General features: G+C 73.4%; 16 protein-coding genes. 9 read left to right on the top strand and 7 right to left on the bottom strand.

From position 1 onward, the window contains the following. The first annotated feature begins 240 nt into the window (after positions 1 to 240). Complete coding sequence (locus PYR91_RS08540) at positions 241 to 2,100, top strand: cytochrome c oxidase assembly protein (RefSeq protein ID WP_279778742.1); 1,860 nt, start codon at positions 241 to 243, stop codon at positions 2,098 to 2,100. Between the two features lie 58 nt (positions 2,101 to 2,158). Here the strand turns inward: PYR91_RS08540 and PYR91_RS08535 are convergent, their stop codons facing one another. Continuing rightward, complete coding sequence (locus tag PYR91_RS08535; protein WP_279778741.1) at positions 2,159 to 3,025, bottom strand: hypothetical protein; 867 nt, start codon at positions 3,023 to 3,025, stop codon at positions 2,159 to 2,161. Between the two features lie 501 nt (positions 3,026 to 3,526). Between PYR91_RS08535 and PYR91_RS08530 the strand changes: the two genes are divergently transcribed. From PYR91_RS08530 to PYR91_RS08520, 3 genes are all read left to right on the top strand, one after another. Next, positions 3,527 to 4,132 (top strand): hypothetical protein, encoded by a 606-nt coding sequence (locus PYR91_RS08530; RefSeq protein ID WP_279778740.1) that lies wholly within the window; start codon positions 3,527 to 3,529, stop codon positions 4,130 to 4,132. Positions 4,133 to 4,208: 76 nt separating this feature from the next. Next, entirely contained in the window at positions 4,209 to 5,177 is a 969-nt protein-coding gene (locus PYR91_RS08525; protein ID WP_279778739.1) for a universal stress protein, read from the top strand. After that, a complete protein-coding gene (locus PYR91_RS08520) occupies positions 5,174 to 6,358 on the top strand; it encodes a site-2 protease family protein (RefSeq protein WP_279778738.1) in 1,185 nt (394 codons plus the stop codon). The genes PYR91_RS08525 and PYR91_RS08520 overlap by 4 nt, the downstream gene beginning before the upstream one ends. Positions 6,359 to 6,416: 58 nt before the next feature. Here PYR91_RS08520 and PYR91_RS08515 read toward each other — a convergent pair whose 3' ends face one another. Further along, the gene (locus PYR91_RS08515; RefSeq protein WP_279778737.1) at positions 6,417 to 7,475 is read right to left on the bottom strand and encodes a PP2C family protein-serine/threonine phosphatase; all 1,059 of its coding nucleotides are present in this window, start codon (positions 7,473 to 7,475) and stop codon (positions 6,417 to 6,419) included. Between the two features lie 547 nt (positions 7,476 to 8,022). Then, on the bottom strand, positions 8,023 to 8,286 hold the full coding sequence (locus PYR91_RS08510; RefSeq protein ID WP_279778736.1) for a DUF2277 domain-containing protein: 264 nt from the start codon (positions 8,284 to 8,286) through the stop codon (positions 8,023 to 8,025). 306 nt (positions 8,287 to 8,592) lie between these two features. Between PYR91_RS08510 and PYR91_RS08505 the strand changes: the two genes are divergently transcribed. Then, positions 8,593 to 9,090: a hypothetical protein gene (locus tag PYR91_RS08505; RefSeq protein WP_279778735.1), complete on the top strand. Its 498-nt coding sequence runs from the start codon at positions 8,593 to 8,595 to the stop codon at positions 9,088 to 9,090. A gap of 402 nt (positions 9,091 to 9,492) precedes the next feature. Here PYR91_RS08505 and PYR91_RS08500 read toward each other — a convergent pair whose 3' ends face one another. Then, entirely contained in the window at positions 9,493 to 11,112 is a 1,620-nt protein-coding gene (locus PYR91_RS08500) for a cellulase family glycosylhydrolase (protein ID WP_279778734.1), read from the bottom strand. A 487-nt stretch (positions 11,113 to 11,599) separates the two neighbouring features. On the opposite strand from PYR91_RS08500, the gene PYR91_RS08495 reads away from it, so the two are divergent. Next, positions 11,600 to 12,577 carry a YihY/virulence factor BrkB family protein gene (locus PYR91_RS08495; RefSeq protein ID WP_279778733.1) on the top strand — a complete coding sequence of 326 codons (978 nt, stop codon included), beginning with the start codon at positions 11,600 to 11,602 and terminating at the stop codon, positions 12,575 to 12,577. 158 nt (positions 12,578 to 12,735) lie between these two features. Then, positions 12,736 to 13,194 carry a DUF5709 domain-containing protein gene (locus PYR91_RS08490; protein WP_279778732.1) on the top strand — a complete coding sequence of 153 codons (459 nt, stop codon included), beginning with the start codon at positions 12,736 to 12,738 and terminating at the stop codon, positions 13,192 to 13,194. Positions 13,195 to 13,255: 61 nt separating this feature from the next. Here PYR91_RS08490 and PYR91_RS08485 read toward each other — a convergent pair whose 3' ends face one another. Then, entirely contained in the window at positions 13,256 to 13,669 is a 414-nt protein-coding gene (locus PYR91_RS08485) for a nuclear transport factor 2 family protein (RefSeq protein ID WP_279778731.1), read from the bottom strand. A 218-nt stretch (positions 13,670 to 13,887) separates the two neighbouring features. Between PYR91_RS08485 and PYR91_RS08480 the strand changes: the two genes are divergently transcribed. Next, positions 13,888 to 14,163 carry an SAV_915 family protein gene (locus tag PYR91_RS08480; protein WP_279778729.1) on the top strand — a complete coding sequence of 92 codons (276 nt, stop codon included), beginning with the start codon at positions 13,888 to 13,890 and terminating at the stop codon, positions 14,161 to 14,163. Position 14,164: 1 nt separating this feature from the next. Next, complete coding sequence (gene lysA, locus PYR91_RS08475) at positions 14,165 to 15,538, top strand: diaminopimelate decarboxylase (protein ID WP_279778727.1); 1,374 nt, start codon at positions 14,165 to 14,167, stop codon at positions 15,536 to 15,538. Positions 15,539 to 15,586: 48 nt separating this feature from the next. On the opposite strand, the gene PYR91_RS08470 is transcribed toward lysA, so the two are convergent. Together PYR91_RS08470 and PYR91_RS08465 are read right to left on the bottom strand one after the other, a co-directional pair. Further along, on the bottom strand, positions 15,587 to 16,111 hold the full coding sequence (locus PYR91_RS08470) for an HAD-IIIA family hydrolase (protein ID WP_347942957.1): 525 nt from the start codon (positions 16,109 to 16,111) through the stop codon (positions 15,587 to 15,589). A 14-nt stretch (positions 16,112 to 16,125) separates the two neighbouring features. Further along, on the bottom strand, positions 16,126 to 17,859 hold the full coding sequence (locus PYR91_RS08465; protein ID WP_279778725.1) for an HAD-IIB family hydrolase: 1,734 nt from the start codon (positions 17,857 to 17,859) through the stop codon (positions 16,126 to 16,128). Between the last annotated feature and the right edge of the window lie 106 nt (positions 17,860 to 17,965).

Genomic DNA, 17,965 nt, shown 5'->3' with positions numbered 1-17,965 from the left:
GAGCCTGCCGATGCCCGGGTTCAGCCCATGACCAGCTAAAACGCGGGTTCCGTACGCGAAGTCGACCGAGAGGGCCACCCCTGTGCCTCCGCCGGGAGCCGGTGTTTCCGGTCAGCCGGGTCACCTTGCGGCAGTCTGGTTCGGTAAAAGAGGTATCTCGCCACTTTCGGGATGTAGCGACATACTTGATCAAGGGTGGGAAATTCGGCACCGTGCGGTCCTAAGCGAGGAAGCAGGAGTATGACGACCCCTCCACGACAACGCCCCGCCGTGTACGTCACCCTCACCGTCGTCGTGGCGCTCGGCGTGCTGGTGGGAGCGATGTGGTTCGGCGGCGCATGGCCGAGGCCCGAGATCCCCGGCCTGCCCTCGGCCGGCACCCTCACCACGCTCGGGCTCCCGCTGGTCCGGGCCTTCCACGACGTCTGCGCGGTCGTGACGATCGGGATCCTGCTGACCGCCGTGGTGCTGACCGACGACGGCGAGACCCGGCACCGCGTCACCCGCGCCGCGGGCCTGTGGGCGGTCGGATGGGCGGGCGCCGCCGTGCTCACCGCGCTGCTGACCCTCTCCGACCTGCTCGGCCTGCCGCTGGACGAGGCGCTGGCGTCGGGGTTCCTGACCACCTTCGGGCTGGAGGTCCCGCAGGGGCAGGCGTTCCTGCTGGTGACGCTGGTCGCGCTGCTGGTGGCGGCCGCGACCTCGCTCACGCTGGGCACCTGGGGCAGGGCGCTGCTGCTGGTCGTCGCGGTGCTGGCGGTGCTGCCGCCCGCGTACGTCGGCCACTCGGCGTCGGCGGCGGACCACAACCTCGCCGTCTCCAGTCTCATGGTGCACATCGCCGCGGTGACCCTGTGGGCAGGCGGCCTGTTCGGGCTGGTGACCCTGCTGCGCGGCGCGCCCGGCCTGACCGTCGCGGTGCGCCGGTTCAGCGCCCTCGCGCTGTGCTGCTTCGTCGCCGTGGGTTTCTCAGGGCTGGTCAACGCCTGGGTCCGGCTCGGCGGCCTGCCGGAGTTCTGGCAGTCACGCTACGGGCTGCTGGTGCTCGGCAAGATGGCCGCGCTGGTCGCGCTGGGCTGGTTCGGCCTCCGCCACCGCCGCGCGACCATCGCAGCTCTGGAGGCCGGTACTGCGTCCCGGCCCTTCCTGCGGCTCGCCGCCGTGGAGATCGGCGTGATGACCTGCACGGTCGCGCTCGCCGTCGCGCTGTCGCGCACACCTCCCCCGCGCGCGGGGGAGGTGCACGGCCAGCACGAGCTGCTCGGCTACGCGCTGCCCGCCATGACCCCGTGGCGGGTGCTGACCGAGATCCGGCTCGACCCCGTCGCGGTCCTGGCCGTCGCCGGCGTCGCGGCCGCGTACCTGACGGGCGTGCGGCGCCTGACCCGGCGGGGCGAGACGTGGCCCGTCGGGCGCACGGTCGCAGCCCTCGCGGGCCTGCTGGTGCTTCTGTACGGCGCGTCGGGAGGCGTCGCGGCGTACGGGCCCGCGGTGTTCTCCGTGCAGGCGCTGCAGTACACGCTGCTCGGCGCGGTCGGCCCCGCGCTGCTCGCCCTCGGCGTCCCGCTGGCGCCCCTCCACGAGGCGATGCCGCTCAGCCGGCGGCTCGCCGCGGGCCCGGTCACGGCGAGGCTCGCGCACCCGGCGGCGGCGTTGGCCGTCTACGCGGTGCCCTACCTGCTGCTGTACGTGGCCCCGCTGTTCGACCCGGCCCAGTCGAGCCTGGCCGTGCGACTGGTCGCCCAGCTCGTGCTGGTGGCCTCCGCGACGTGGTTCTTCTGCGTCGCGCTGGGCCTGGGCCCGCTGCCGGTGGCGATCGGCCGGGTCACCCGGATCCGCATGCTGCTGGGGGCGCTGGCCCTCCAGGTGTGGGTGGGCCTGGTGCTCCTGTTCGGCCCGATCCAGGGGCAGGGCTGGTACGAGGCCCTGGCGATCCCGTGGGCTCCGGACCGGGTACCCGACCAGCGGACCGGCGTGCTGATCGGGGTGGTCCCGGCCGCCGTGACGATCGCCGTGCTGCTGGGGATCACCCTGGCCCGTCGCGGGAGCGAACGCGTGGCGCCCGCCGACGCGCCCTCTCCCGCGAGCGTGACCGACTAGGCCGAAGGGCCCGCCGCGCCCTCGATCGGGCGGGCGGGCCGGGTGGGCCGGGTGCGGCTCAGAAGAGCCAGTCGAGCAGGCCGCCGTTGTCTTCCTGGGTCTGGGTCGGCGTCGGCTGCGGAGGCTGCGTCGTCGGCGGGGCCGTCGTGGGCGTCGGGGCCGGGGGCGAGCTGGGGTCGTCCTGGAACTCCGGGTCCTGCTGCCGCGGGCGGTTCTCGGCCGGCGGGTCCTGCTCCGGCGAGCGCTCCCGGGTGCGCGTCGGCTGGGCCGAGGCCGAGGGCTCGTCCTCCGGCGCACGCGACCGCGATCCGTCCGGCACCGCGGCGGCCGTCTCGGCGGGGGAGGCGGTCGTCGCCCCGGGCGTGGGGGTGGGGTCGAGCGCCGGGTCGGTGGCGGGCTCCTCATCCGTGGGGATGTCGGAGAGGGTGGGCTCGGGCCCGCTCGTCGGGGCGCAGGCGCCGGGCGTGGCGCACGCGGCCTCGGGCTGGGAGCCGACCGAGGAGGAGACGATCCATCCTCCGGCGACCGCCAGCACGACGATGGCGACCATGGCGAGGATGAGCCGCCGGTTCTGGCTCTTGTTCTCCTCCTCGGCGTCCTGCTCGCCCGTCCAGCCCGAGCCCAGGAAGCCGCGGCGGGCCTCGGACTCGGTCTCGGGGTCGTGCTCGCCGTCGGGGTCCCACGGCTCCTCGTCGAGCCGGGCGTGGGTGACGGTGCCCTCGTAGTCGTCGTCCGGATCGCCCGGGCGGCCCTCGTGCTCGTAGTCCTCGGGGCGGTCGTGGTCCTCGGGCCGGTCGTAGTCCGGACGCTCGAACTCCAGGGAGTCGTCGCTGTGGGTGTGCGCGGTCTCCTGCCCCGGTGTCCATCCGTCGGACAGCACGTCGCCGCCCGGGCGCTCGGGCTCGTTGTGCCACTCAATCCCCAAGGGACCGGTCTGCTTCAGAGGATCCTCGTCGTGGGATCTCGGCATGCCGTCGCGGTCCATACTGGCCCTCTCTGTAATAACCTTGCCGCGCATCTTCTTAGCAGGTTCGACAGCGGCATGTCCGGAAACTTCACAGTTTCCCCGAAGGTTGGTAATCCTCCCATGGGCCACATCCATAACATGCCGCCATCGCGCTTAGGGCGTTGTCACGTTCCCGGCTGAGGTCCCGCTCGAACCGTCTTTGCACGCGTTCGAGATGGTCGCGCGCCGCTTTAACCGGCGCTTGCCGAGTCGCGCCCGGCCGGTGACGCAAGCGGCTCGGGTAGCCGGGGGAGGATGCGCGCCGCCTCGGGTGGCCGTACGTTGGTTGTAGGCGTCCCTACGCGTGAAAGTGCAGGTCAGGCAGGGTCGAAGGTCCCATTCCGAGGCGCCGCAAGACCCTGTCCTATGGCTCCGGTGTACCGGAGTCTGGATGGAGAATCCCCGATGGGGAGGTGCGCTATGCGAGCCTTCGTCAGGTGGACGACGAGGTGCGTTCGCCGGTACCGGTTCGACCGCAATCCCTTGCGCCGGCGCTCGGACCGCATCGAGGCCGTCGCCCTGCTGGCGACCCTGCTCGCCGTGCTGGTGAGCGTCTGGCCGGCCGTGCTGGCGGGCCAGGCCGTCTACCGGCACGGGGCCGCCATGGAGAGGTCGGACCCCGGCGCGCGGCACTCGGTGACGGCGGTCCTGCTGGAGGACGCCGCCGGCGGCGGCACGGCCGCGGCGCAGGGCACGATCCTCGGCGTCCAGGCGAAGGCCAGGTGGCACACCCCGGACGGGCGTGAGCGGATCGGCGTGGTGTCGGTGCCGGCGGACGCGCGTGCGGGATCCTCCTTGAAGATGTGGGTCGACTCCACCGGCCGCGCCGCGTCCGCTCCGCGCACGCACGCGCAGACGGTCGCCGACTCCACGGTGGCCGCATTCGGCGTCTTCGCCGGCACCGCCGCCGTGCTGTTCCTCAATCTGGCGGCCGTCCGGTGGATGCTGAACCGCCGCCGCTACGCCGAGTGGGAGCAGGAGTGGACGTCGATCCGCGACCGATGGCGCGGTCCGAGGCGGCCGTGACGCGACCGCCCGGGTGTCCGGCGGCTCGGCGACGCGGGCGACGCGGCCCGCCGGGCCCCGGAGAGGAAGGACGGGCATGAACGGACACGTCGTGGTGGCCGTCGACGGGTCGGCCCCCGCGACGGACGCGGTGCGGTGGGCCGCGGACGACGCGGCCCGGCGCGGCCTGCCCCTGAGGATCGTGCACGTCACCGAGCCGTGGACGGGCGAGCAGGCGCTCATCACACCGCCCGGCCTGTCGCCCCCCTCGCCCGGCGAGGGGGCACGCGCCGTGCTCTCGGAGGCGGCCCGCGCCGCCCGCGAGCGAGTCCCGGGGGGGCTGCCGGTGGAGACGGCGGCACTGACCGGCCAGGTGCGGGCGGTGCTGCTGGAGGAGGCGCGCAGCGCCGTCGAGCTGGTGGTCGGGACGCGCGGCCTCGGCGGCTTCATGGGGCTGGTGCTGGGCTCGGTCTCCATGGGAGTCGCCGGGCACACCGACTGCCCGGTCGTCGTGGCCGGCCACGTGGGCACGGCCCCGCGCGGGGAGATCGTGGTGGGTCACGACGGCATGGCCGACTCCGAGGCCGCGCTGGAGTACGCCTTCGCGGACGCGGGGCGGCGCGGGAGCCGCCTGCGCACCATCTACGCGTGGCAGGTCTCGGCCTTCCTGCCGACGTTCTCCAGCTACACCGCCGACATGGACGCGGCCATCGACTGGGGCAGGCACGCCGCCGAGGAGCAGCTCGTCCCCTGGCGCACCCGGTATCCCCGGGTGGAGGTCCGCGACCTGATCGTGAGCGGCGATCCCGTCGAGGCGCTGAGCGAGGCGTCCGCCGACGCCGACCTCGTGGTCGTGGGCTCGCGTGGCAGGGGCGCCATCGGCTCGGCCATGCTCGGCTCGGTCAGCCACGGGCTGCTGCACCACGCCCACTGCCCGGTCGCGGTCGTGCGCGCGCGCGAGTGGGCCTCCCGGCCGCAGCCGGGCGAGGCGGGCCGTGACGAGGCGCCCGGCGGGCCCGGCCTCGACGACCGGTGGGGAGAAGGGAGCGGGAGCCTCGGGAGATGAAGCAGAGCGTGCGTCTCGGCCGGGTGGGCGGCATCGCAGTGGGGGCCCACTGGTCGACGCTGATGATCGTCGCGCTGATCGCCGGCGCGCTGGCGGGCGTGGTGTTCCCCCAGGACGTCCCCGAGACGAGCCGGGAGTGGTACTGGGTGGCCGGCGTCGTCACGTCGCTGCTGTTCCTCGCCTCGCTGCTGGCCCACGAGCTGGCGCACGCCATCACCGCCCGCCGGCGCGGCGTGCCGGTCACCGGGATCACCCTGTGGCTGCTCGGCGGGGTCACCGAGTTCAGCGGCGAGGCCAAGCGCCCCGGGGACGAGCTGCGCATCGCGGTGGCCGGGCCGCTGACGAGCCTGCTGCTGGCGGTCCTCCTCTACCCGCCGCTGCTGCTGCTCCCGCGGCCGGCCCTGACGGCGTCCGCGGTCCAGTGGCTCGCGCTGATGAACGCCGTGCTCGCCGGCTTCAACATGCTGCCCGGCGCCCCGCTGGACGGCGGCAGGGTGCTGCACGCCGTGATGTGGCGAAGAAGCGGTGACCGTGCGGCGGCCGACCGGGTCGCCGCGAGGGCGGGGCAGGGTCTCGGCCTGGCCCTGCTGCTGATCGGCGGCGCGCAGGTCGTCGTCTTCGGCTGGACCGCCGGTCTGTGGACGATGCTGATCGGGTGGTTCCTGAGCAGCGCCGCGCGCAACGAGGGCATGGTGCGCGCGGCCTGGGACGGGCTGACCGGCTTGCGGGTGCGCGAGGTGATGACCGCTTCGCCCGACATCGCCCCCGCCTGGCAGGACGTCGACGACTTCGTCGCGGGGATGGGGCTGAACTCCCGCCAGATGGTGTTCCCCGTCGTGGAGTTCTCCGGTGAGCCGACCGCCGTCGTCACCCTGGAGGGCCTGGCCGCGATCCCCGCCGCGGACCGTCGCGACAGGCGCGTCGGGACGGTCGCGCGACCGCTGCCCGCCGACCACATCCTGTCGCCCGACGACGACGCGAGCAGGATCCTCACCCTCCGCGCGCTGCCCGGCGGCCTGCTCGCCGTCGTCCGGGAGACCGGGCGGGTGGTCGGCATGGTCACCTCGGCCGACCTGGCCAGGGCCGTGCAGCAGGGGATCCTGCGCTCCTCGTCGCGGGTACCGCCGCCCGAGGCGCGCAGGAACCCCGACTACGCCGGCGGCCCGGACGGCGAGGCCTGAGCGCCGCCCGTGAAGCCGGCGCCCTCCGGCCCGCGGCCGTGCCGCGTCGCCGTCGTGCTCACCCGTCGCGGAAGCGGAGGAGGAGCATGGCGGCGTCGTCGTGCAGGGGAGCGTCCACGTGGGCGACGAGGTCGAGGCGCAGGGCTTCGAGGGCGGCCTCGGGGTCGTCGTCCTTGAGCAGGAAGGCCCGCTCGGTCAGCGGGTAGAAGCGCCCGGCGCGGTCGCGGGCCTCGATCACCCCGTCGGTGTACAGCAGCACCTGGTCGCCGGGGCCGAACTCGACGTGGTGCGGGGCCGGGCCCTCCACCCCAAGGACGGCCAGGCCCAGGGGCGGCGCGCTGTCGGCGGGCTCGGCGAGGGTGAGCCCGCCGTCGGCGTGCAGGATCAGCGGCGCCGGATGGCCGTAGTTCAGCAGGGTCAGCGTGCCGCCGGGGGCGGCGTCGACCAGGATGGCGGTCACGAACTCCTCGCCCGACAGCCGCCGGTTGAGCGCCTTCTCCAGCCGCCCGCTGACCCCGCGCAGGTCGGGCTCGTCGTGCGCGGCCTCGCGGAACGCGCCCAGCACCAGCGCGGCGGTCTCGACCGCCTCGAGCCCCTTGCCCTGGACGTCGCCCACGATCGCCCGCACCCCGCCGGGCCCGGTGACGACCTCGTAGAGGTCGCCGCCGATGCGCGCCTCGGCGTTGGCCGAGGTGTAGGAGACGGCCGCCCGTAAGTGGCCCGCGCGGCGGGGGACCGGCCGGAGCAGCACCCGCTGCGCCACCTCGGCCACCGAGCGGACGGTGGCCAGCTCGCGCTCGCGCCGCTGCCGCCCGACGCTGGCCAGGATGCTGGCCGCGGTGACCCCGGTGATCGAGATGAAGCTCATGTTGCTCTGACGCTCGCCGAGCAGCCCGTTGTACATGGCGAGCAGCAGGGACAGGACGAGCGCGAGGACGCCGATCGCGACCGTGCGCCGTACGCCGCCGGCCAGGCTGCCGAAGGCCGGGCCGACCGCCAGCAGCGAGAGATAGCCGAGGTCGGGGCCGGTGATGATGTCCACCGCCGCCACCACGCCGAGCGAGACGATGGGCAGCGCCGCCATAAGCCGCTGTGTTCTGCGGTTCACCTGGGTCATGGACCCTCCGCACCTGTGAGGCTCGGCTCGAAGTGGGGGCCGCCCGTCAAAGGACGCCCCAGCGGATCGGGCAGAATGTGGATATCTGCCGACCAAAGTTCCCAGCGCTCCGCGGTCACTGTAACGCTTTCGGGGTTCGGCGAAAAGCGTGCCGGCCGTCGAATCGCGGCAGGCCGGCCGTTCACGCCGGGGATGGCGAGGCGTTCGGCCCTGGTTCGGGTGGACGGGTAAGCGAGCAGGCGTGTGCACGCGGGCGGAACGTGCACCCCGCGGGGATGGCCGCCGATCCTGAGAAAGGATAAGTCTGACAATTCTGCGCCTACGCCAGCAAGCACCTCGATGACCTCACAGCAGGAATGAACTGGACGGCCCCCCGCCGCCCTGAAGGCGCACCGAGCCTGCCCGAGCGCCATTCCACCTGGGAGGTCTCTGAAGGCCTCCTGAATCGAACCTTACTCGGGGATGGCCTTCCGGGGACCTGTTCCGCGTAGATCTCCCGATTTCCGCGTGCGGTCATCGCCGACAGCGATAAACAGTTGTAGAACCGCTAATTCATCTGATTAGCGGTTGCTTCGCGCGGCTCGACGTCGGGGCGCCGGCGCTGCACGTGCTTGAGCTCGAGCTCGTCCAGCAGGCTCTGCGTCGCCGCGGCGACGATTTCCACGGCCCGGTCGAACGCCTCGGCGTTGCGCGCGGACGGCGCGCGGAAGCCGGAGATCTTGCGCACGTACTGCAGCGCCGCGGCCCGCACGTCGTCATCGGTGACGTCGCTGGTGTAGGGCTCGCGAAGGGTTTTGATGCTCCTGCACATGGACAGGACGCTATGTCATCGCGGGCGGTCGCGGGCACATCGGGGCGGCGAAGCGCGCACGTCTTAGGGGTGACGTCCGGGACGCCGGGGGTGCGCGGCCGGCGGCACGTCACACGGCTCCGGAATGGATCATTCGGAAAGCACCAAGAGCGGCAAAGTACCGATCAAACCGCGTTACCGGGCCAGAGCCGCCGGGGATGGGGCAGGCATCTCGACTCATGGAGGCGGTCATGGCGCAGGCACCCGCCGCCGGGCACCGGGCGCGCCGCCCGGCCGGGCGGGCCGCTGAGGCGGCGTAGCGGGCTCATGGCGACCACACGCGCACTGCGCGGGCTCGGCGCCGGCGCCCTGGCCGGCACGGCGGGAACGACCGCGCTCTACGCGGTCACCTACCTGGACCAGGCGACACGCGGTCGGCCGTCGAGCACGCTGCCCGACCAGACCGCCGCCAGGATCGCCGCGCTGGCGGGCGCCGACCTCGGCGAGGGGGAGAAGGCCGAGGCCCGGGCCCAGGGGCTCGGCGGGCTGCTCGGCATCGCGACGGGCATCGCGGTCGGCGCGGCGTACGGCGCCGCCTGCGGAGCCGCCGCGCGGCAGGCGCCGGTGCCGGTCGCCGCCGCCGGCCTCGGGGCGGCGGCGTCGCTGGCCGGCCTCCTGCCGATGACGGCCCTGCGGCTGACCGACCCGCGTGCGTGGGGCGTGTCCGGATGGCTGTCGGACCTCGCGCCCCACCTGGTGTTCGGGCTCGTAACCGCCGTCACGTTCCGCATGGTGGGCGGCGCCGGCCGGCGGCGGCGTCGCTGACCGTTTCACCGCCTCACCGTGCCGGCTGCGAAATACCCTCGCCGTCACTTCGATACGGATATCCGGGCGCCGTATGGAAGATCGCGCGCGTCGGCGGAATCGCGGCAACGGCGTCGGCCGTGCCCTCGTCCCGCCTCCGCGAGGCGCGGGTTGTCGCCCGACGGCCACGGGTGCGGGCACCTGAGTTCCCGAAATCCTACAAAGGCGCCATATATATGACTTTCAATCTTTTTAGCCATCAGGGAATTCCGCCGGACCCGGCAGGCGCCCGGGACCCGGGAAACACGAGGCCCCCTCCCGCATCGAGCGGGAGGGGGCCTCCGGCGCGCCCGACTCCCGGAGGACTGTCGGGCGAGCTGAACGAGAGCACCGCATGAGGCGGAGCGGGCCGTGCGGCCGTGTTCAGGAGGCGGTGCAGGTGTAGCCGGAGGGGAGCTGCGTGTCGCCGTTCGGCCGGCTTGCCTGGAAGCCGAAGGTCGTGCCGGCGCCGGGCGCGAGGGTGCCGTTGTAGCCGGCGTTGCGCGCCGTCACGGTCTGCCCGCTGGTGGTCAGCGTGGCTCCCCAGTAGCCGGTGACCTGGTGGCCGGAGGGCAGCGTGAAGGTGACGGTCCACCCGGTGGTGGCCGAGGTCCCGGTGTTGGTGACGGTCACCGGCTGGACGTAGCCGGTGCCCCACTGGCTGATGCCGGTGGTCGAGACCGAGCAGCCGCCACCGCCGCCGGTCGTGGTGGTGAAGGTGGCGATGCCGGAGTTGCCGGACAGGTTGCCCGCCCCGTCACGCGCGCGGACGTAGACCTGGTACCGCGTGGCGGCGCTCAGCCCGGTCAGCGTGATCGAGTTCGTGGCCGACTGGCCCAGCAGGGTGTCGGTCGTCCCCTGCTCGCGATAGACGAGGTACCCGGCCAGGCCGGACCCGCCGGCGTCGGTGGAGGCGGTCCAGGTGAGGGTCGCGCCGGAGGAGGTGATCGCGGAGGCCGACGGGGTGCCCGGGGTGGTGGGCGACGTGGTGTCCTGGTTGTTCCCGCCGCCGTAGATGGCGGCCTCGCGCGCGGTCGGCCGGATGCCGTTGGCGCCGGTGAAGATCCGGGTGCCCCACGAGGTCAGGCTGCCGGAGTTGAAGTTGTTCACCATGTCGAGGTAGGCGACGTCGCTGCTGTTGCCGCTCCACGACCAGCCGATGTAGCCGAGCCCGCGCGCCTGCGCCTGCGCCATGATCGTGTCCTCGTCGGGGTTGCCGTCGGAGTGGTTGTGGCCGAACTCGCCGATCACCAGAGGCAGGCCGGCCGTACGGAAGGCGTCGAGGTAGCTGTTGATCTCCGCGGCCGTGTCGAAGACGCCGTACATGTGGATGGAGAAGACGGTGTTGCGCTGCGGGTCGGCGGCGGCCACGCTCGCGGCGTTGTCGCGCATGGTGAACGACCAGTCCTGCCCCCAGTTGGGGGCGTCCACCATGAGCAGGTGCTGGAAGCCGGCCGAGCGCATCCGGGTGATCGCGGCGCTGGTCGCCTGGGCCCAGCCTGGCGTGACGCTGTTGTTGCCGATCGGCTCGTTGCCGATGTTGATGATGACGTGGTTCTCCTGGCCGGTCAGCGCGCTCTGGATGCTCACCCAGTAGTCGACGGCCGCGTCCAGCGTGACGGCCCCGCTCTGCTCGCCGTAGCCGGTGGTGTCGTGGTTCTCCAGGATGCAGATCAGCCGGTTCGCCTTGCACTGCGCGATGACGCCGGCCACGTCGCTCGCGGAGTTGGCGGGCCAGCGTCCGCCGCTCAGGACCACGCGCACCGCGTTGGCACCCTGCAGTTTGATGCCCGCCATCGAGGTCGCGAGCTGGGAGGGGTACCAGGCGTGCGGGTGGCTGACGCCGCGGATGACGAAGGTGCCGCCGCTCGCCTCGACGATATTGGTTCCGCTGACCCGCAGGCCGACGGCGGCGCTCGCGGGCTGCGCGGCGACGAGCATCCCGCCGAGGACGGCGAGCAGGGACAGGACCGCCGCTCTCACCGTCCAGAGTCTTCTTGTCATGATCTGCCTTCCTGTATTAACCGGTTAAGCGATCCGGCGGCCGTCGGCCCGCCCAGGAGTGGGGAAGGCGTGGACGCCGCCCGCCGGAATGGGCCGCGACGCGACTGTCGGAGGGGCGGCGCGGAGAGGCCGTCGGGGTGGACGGCTTGGGAGCGCTCCCATACTGGGTGTGTTTCCCACGCGTGTACAGGGTGTGTCAGCGCTGGTCGCAGCCGGTCGGCGCCGAGGCCGCGCCGAGGCTCCGCCGCCGACCCTCGCGGACGTCGCAAGACGCCGCGACGTGGTCCGCGCCCCGCAGGCTCGCCCGGCCCGGCGATCCACTGAAACTTTCAGTTCGGCGGACGGCACCTCGACCAGGGCGCGGTCCGGCACCCGGCCGGCCATCCGGTGACCGCGACGTCACCGTTCACGGCGTACGCGGATAGGAGCGCCGCCGGGGGGTAGCGGGCGGGCGTCGGAACGGGCGCCGTGGCAAGAGGGTGGGAAGATGGCCGAGCAGCCGGGTGAGGCGGGAACGGCGACGCGGGAGCCGGGGGCGGCGCCCGAGAAGCCCGGCCAGCTCACCGGCCGCACCTGGTGGGGCGTGCTCAAGCGCACCGTCAAGGAGTTCCAGGCCGACAACGTCATGGACTGGGCCGCCGGCCTCACCTACTACGCGATGCTGTCGATCTTCCCCGCGCTGCTCGCGGCGGTGTCGGTGCTGGGCCTGTTCGGCAGGAACGCCACCGACCCGCTGATGGACAACCTCGGCGCGCTGGCCCCCGGCCCCGCCCAGCAGATCCTCGACTCGGTGCTGCAGGGGCTGCAGAGCAGCCCGCGCGCCGCCGGGATCGCCACGTTCATCGGCCTGGGCGTGGCGCTGTGGTCGGCCTCGGGGTACGTGGGCGCGTTCATCAGGGCCGCCAACGTGATGTACGAGGTCCCCGAAGGCAGGCCCATCTGGAAGACGGTGCCGCTGCGGCTGGGCATCACCACGGTTCTGGTGATCTTCATGGCGGCCGGCGCGGTGGCCGTCGTGTTCACCGGCGTCCTGGCCGACAGGGCGGGGGAGATCCTCGGCCTCGGCGACACCACCATCACGATCTGGAACATCGCCAAGTGGCCCGTCCTGGCCGTCGCGTTGATGCTGGTGCTCGCACTGCTCTACTGGATCGGGCCCAACGTCGAGCACCCGGGCTTCCGCTGGGTGACCCCCGGCAGCGTGCTGGCCGTGATCATCTGGATCATCGCCTCGGCCGGCTTCGCCTTCTACGTCGCCAACTTCGGCGCCTACAGCAAGACGTACGCGGCCCTGGCGGGCGTGGCGGTCCTGCTGATCTGGCTGTGGATCTCCAACATCGCGGTGCTGCTGGGCGTGGAGTTCGACGCCGAGCTGGCGCGCGGGCGGGCCATCCAGGCGGGCCTGCCGGCCGACGAGGAGCCCTACGTGGAACCGCGCGACACCCGCACGATAGACAAGAAGTGAACACCCATCAGGGTGTTTCCGCCCCGGCGCGCGGGTAGCGGAGCTGGTCCCAGCGCGGGACGCCGTGTGTCCACCGCCCGGAGCCCGCGTGCGCGCACGCCGGTACCCCCGGCGCGGCCGGGCCCGCGGAGTTCCCGTACGAGCCGAAGGGAGTGGCTGTGACAGAGCATGATCCGCGTTCGCGGTTCGAGGATGAGGGCATTCCCGACCTGCAGGACGGCACCCCGCAGCAGCAGTGGGCGGTCGACCCGCAGGAGGCGCCGTTGCCCGGTGACCGCCCGGTGGCGGTCGACGACTTCGGCACGACCGCCGAGGAGCACTTCCAGGGCGAGCCTCTGGACGGCCGCCTGGACCGCGAGGTCCCCGAGGAGCAGCCGGTCTTCGGGGTGGACGCCACGCCCGCCGGGGACGAAGGCGAGCTCGACCTCGACACCGGCGCCCAGCCGGAGGAGCCGTCCGGGACGGTCTGGGAGGACCCGCGTTCCGCGGGCCGGCTGGTCGCGCCCGACGAGGGCGCCCACGCCGACACCGAGGCCGCCGCGATCGCCGACGAGGTGGGCCCGGACGGCGGCGGCTACACCGCCGAGGAGGCCGCCATGCGGGTGGAGCCGGAGTAACCCGCGGCGTCTCGGCACGGCCCGCGCCGGGTACGCCGGCGCGGGCCGCCGTGGGCGCCGGTCACGGCTCGCCCGGCCGCCAGGAGGTCTTTCCGGTCTCCTGCTCGTAGACGGGCCGCACGTTCACGGTGTCGTAGACCAGGTGCAGGGTGACGATGAGGCCCTCGTCGTCCAGTTCCATGACGTCGATGACGTCGAAGGGGGCCGGGCGCCCGCTCGGCAGGCGCCAGTCGTAGTGGAACCACACGTTGACCAGCGCCGTCCCGGCGACGGACCTCCCCGTGGTGACGCCGCGCAGGGTGAGGTGCGACGCGCCGGTCTCCGCGAGCATCGACGGGTAGAAGTCGGCGGCCGGCGTCGGCCCGTACAGGCGTGAGTGGACCACGGCGCCGGGGGCGAAGAGGGCCATGACGCGGTGGAGGTCGCCCTCGCCCAGAGCGGTGAGGTACTCCTCGGCGAGCTCTTCGGGCTGCATGACCCGATGCTAGGTCCGGCCGCCGGGTCGCGCGGCGCCTCCGCCGTCCGGTGGCCGTGCTTGAGGGGACCCCGTCCACCGGCGTCAACGTCGCGTCAAGCTTCGCGGCCTCCCCGTCAGGATCCCGTCGCGATCACGTGCGGCGGCGCGAGCGGCGCCTAACGTTCCTGGTGTTCGTCGGGTTCGTCACCTGGAACCCGTTTCGTCAGGAGGCGGAGATGGAAGATCGGGCACAGCCCCCGTTAGTCGTTCCCGTGCGCACCGGTGCGATGACCCAGTCGTTGCGCCTGTTCAGGACGGTGAGCGGCGCCCGGACGGCGATCGCGTTCACCTCGCCCGCACGGTTGACGAGGGTGCTGGGGCCAGAGCAGCCCTGGACGTACCTCAGCGAGCCGGCCCTGCGCGGCATGATCGGCGAGCTGGGCGTGCGGGGCATCGTCCTGGACCCCGCCGGAGCCTTCACCGCCCCCGCCGCAGAGCGCGAGGTCGCCTGACATGATGCGAAGCGTCGCCAGACCCCTGTACACCGATCACGAGCGGCCGAGCGCCGCGCCGGCCTTCGCCGGCGCTCCGGACGGGACGCCGCCGTGGTCCGCCACCACCCGCTTCCACCCCGGCGGCGACGCCACGATGGGCGGCGTCTCGCTCACCGCGATCGCCGCCCGGTTCGGCACGCCCGCCTACGTCGTGGACGAGACCGACGTCCGCATGCGGTGCCGCGCCTACCGCGCGGCGCTGCCCGGCGCGGAGGTCGCGTACGCGGGCAAGGCGTTCCTGTGCCGCGCGATGGCGAGCTGGGTGCGCAGCGAGGGGCTCAGCCTCGACGTCTGCTCCTCCGGCGAGCTGGCCGTCGCGGCGGCGGCCGGCTTCCCGGCCGAGAGGGTGATCATGCACGGCAACGCCAAGACGCCGCAGGAGCTCGCGGCCGCGCTGGAGTACGGCGTCGGGCGCATCGTCGTGGACGACGTCGCCGAGATCAGCCGCCTCGCCGCGCTCACCCCGCCGGGCCAGCGCCGGCGGGTGCTGGTCAGGGTGATCCCCGACGTCGAGGCGGGCGGGCACGCGGCGGTGCGCACCGGGGGCGAGGACCAGAAGTTCGGCCTGTCGATCGCCACCGGGGCCGCGGGCGACGCCGTCGGCCGGGTGCTCGGGCAGCCGTGCCTCGAACTGGCCGGGCTGCACTGCCACCTCGGCTCGCAGATCATCGGCACCGAGCCGTTCACGACGGCCGTCGTGCGGATGATCGATCAGCTCGCGCTGGTCAGGGACGTGTACGGCGTGACGCCGCCCCAGCTGAACATCGGCGGCGGCCACGGCATCGTGTACGAGACCGGCGGGCGGGCGCTCGACCTGAGGCGCTTCGCCGCCGCCGTCACCGGTGCGGTGGAGTCGCGGTGCGCCGAGCTCGACCTGCCCGTGCCCCGGCTCACCGTCGAGCCGGGACGCGCGCTGAGCGGGCCGGCCGGGGTGACGCTGTACCGGGTCATCGCCGTGAAGCGGGGCCTGAACCGCACGTACGTGTCGGTGGACGGCGGGATGAGCGACAACCCCCGCCCGGCGTTGTACGGCGCGCGCCACGAGGTCCGCCTGGTCGGCAGGGCCGCCGGCGGGGCCGTGCGCGCCTGCACCGTGGCCGGCCACCACTGCGAGGCGGGCGACCTGATCGCCCGGGACGTCCCGCTTCCGGAGGACGTCCACCCCGGCGACCTGCTGGCCGTGGCCGCCACCGGGGCGTACAACCACTCCATGGCGTCCACCTACAACCAGACCGGCCGGCCGCCCGTCGTCGCCGTCAGCCAGGGCGCCGCCAGGCTGGTCGTCCGCCGCGAGCTGACCGAGGACCTGCTGCGGCGCGACGTCGGCCTGTAGACACCGGAGCCCGGGCGCGTGGCGCGCCCGGCCTCCGGCGCGAGCGCCTCAGGCGAGAAGCAGCTCCACCGCCGAGATGAGGTCGGGCGCGACCTCGGGCGCCGCGGCGACCTCGGAAGGCAGGGTCTGCGGCGTCGGCACCAGGATGCCCCTGGCGCCGGCGGCCGCCGCGGCCCCGGTGTCACGGGCGATGTCGCCGACGACCGCGCAGGCGCGGGGGTCCACGCCCAGGACGGCGGCGGCGCGCAGGACGAGCCCCGGCCGGGGCTTGCGGCAGGCGCATCCGTCGTCCTCGTCGTGCGGGCACACCGCCCACACGCCGAACGGCCCGAGCAGCTCCTCGACGCGCGCGTTGACCGCACGCAGCGCGCCGGCCGTGATCAGGCCCTTGGCGACCCCGGACTGGTTGGTGACCACGCCGATCGGCACGCCCGCCCCGCGCAGCAGGCCGAGGGCCTCGCGTGCCCCGGGAACCGGCCGCACCAGGGCGGGGTCGGCGTTGTAGGGCACGTCGACGACCAGCGTGCCGTCCCGGTCGAACAGCACGGCGGCCGGGCGGGAGCCGGTCGGCAACGGGCACCTCCCCGCTAGTCGCGGTCGTCGTGGTCGGGATCGTAGGTGGTGGGCTCGGCGGGCAGGGTGTACCGCTCCTCGACGAGGCCGGCGATCCGCCGCCGGGTCTCGTCCGGCGCGGGGTCGTCGGTCGTCTCGACGCCGGCGACCTCGTCGGCGAGGTCGTCGTCGCCCAGGGACTCGCGGATCCACGAGGAGTAGTCGCCCTGGGACAGGTGGTGCAGCCAGGTGTCGTCGTCCACGCCCTCGGCGAGCTCGACGAACGTGTGCAGGTTGCGCGCCCGCAGGTTCAGGCGGCCCTCCGCGCCGGTGAAGTAGAAGCTCTTCTCCTTGGACATCGTCCCGGCCGCGTACTTGCGCCGGTGCCTGGTGCGCTGGGCGCGGGCCGGCACGAGCGTCAGCTCCTCGGCCTCCTTGTCGCCGACCCGCCACAGCGCGAGGTCGCCGTCGGTGGCGTCGCTCACGGACGGGGCGCCGGCGCCCGTCGCCTCGGCGAAGGCGGCCAGCGTGGCGGGACGGTCGTCGCCGACCGCGACCACGGTGTTGACCAGCTTCAGCGCCGCCGGGCTCATGGCCTCCGGATGAACGGTGATCATCATGATCGAGCCGACGTCCTTGGGGTCCTTCAGCGGGATCTCCGCCAGCTCGGCGGGCATCAGGTGGTGGGCCTCGTCGACCACCACCCAGTGCGGATGCCCGAGCCTGGCCCGCATGCTCGACAGGCGCGGCAGCAGCTCGGCGAAGAACGGGGGCCGGTCGCGCAGCGGCACGCCGATCATGTTGACGACCACGTGCTGTGTGGGCGGCTCCAGCAACCGCAGCACCTCGTCGACGCTCGGGGCGCGGTCGGGGTCGCCCAGCACGTTCGCGCCGGGGTACTCGGCGTAGTCGCCCTCGGGGTCGATCACCACGCACTGGTAGGCGGCCTCGGTCAGCCGTTCGAGCAGCGCGGTCGTCGCGGTCGACTTGCCGCTGCCCGACGGGCCCGCCACCACCACGCCCATGCCGTACGGCGGCACGAGCACGTCCTCGCCGTCGCGGCGGCCGAGCAGCACGTGGTGGCGGGGGAGGTCGACGGTGTCCAGGTCGTCGGTGAGCAGCATGTCGGCCAGCTCCGCCACGCCGGCGCCGCTGTCCTTGGTCAGCCGCAGGTCGCAGGTCTCCTTCAGGGACGGCAGCGCGTTGGCGACCGCCGCGCCGCACTCGGCGGCGTCCAGGAAGGCGTGGTCGTTCTCGGCGTCGCCGACCGCCACCACGTTGTGGGCCGAGACGTCGAGCCGGTCGAGCGCGGCGGCCAGGCCGGTCGCCTTGTTGACCCCGGGCGGCAGCACCATCACCGCGCCCTTGTTGTGGATGACCTGAAGCTCCAGCCCCAGCTCGCGGATCGCCTCCCTGACCTGCACGTCGTAGGGTTCGCGGGTGGCCACGATCACCTGGCCGGCGCCCAGCGGGGTGACGCCCTCGCCGCGCAGCCGCTCCACGAAGGCCTTGGACGGCGGGTCGGCGAGCGGGTCCCTGGTGCGGTGGCCGGTGTCGTAGAGCAGGCCGCCGTTCTCGGCGACGATCAGGTCGAACAGGTCGGCGTGCGGGAAGATCTCCAGCAGGTCGTCGAGCTCGCGGCCGGTGACCAGCACCAGCTTCCTGCCCGAGCGGGACACTCGCTCCAGCGCCTTCAGCGTGTCATCCTCGACCTGTCCCCGGGTGGCGAGCGTCTCGTCGTAGTCACAGGCAAACACGTGATACCTCATGCGCGAGCCCTACCCCGCGCGAGCCGAAGGTCTCGCGCCGGGGCCCACCAATGTGCGCGCCCGGGTCCGGAGCCCGGGTGTCACCGCCTCGTAAGATCTTCACCGG

The organism is Sphaerisporangium sp. TRM90804, assembly GCF_029846175.1.
In the GTDB taxonomy this organism is placed as follows: Bacteria; Actinomycetota; Actinomycetes; order Streptosporangiales; family Streptosporangiaceae; genus Sphaerisporangium.
This window is presented reverse-complemented; position numbering and strand designations above follow the sequence as displayed.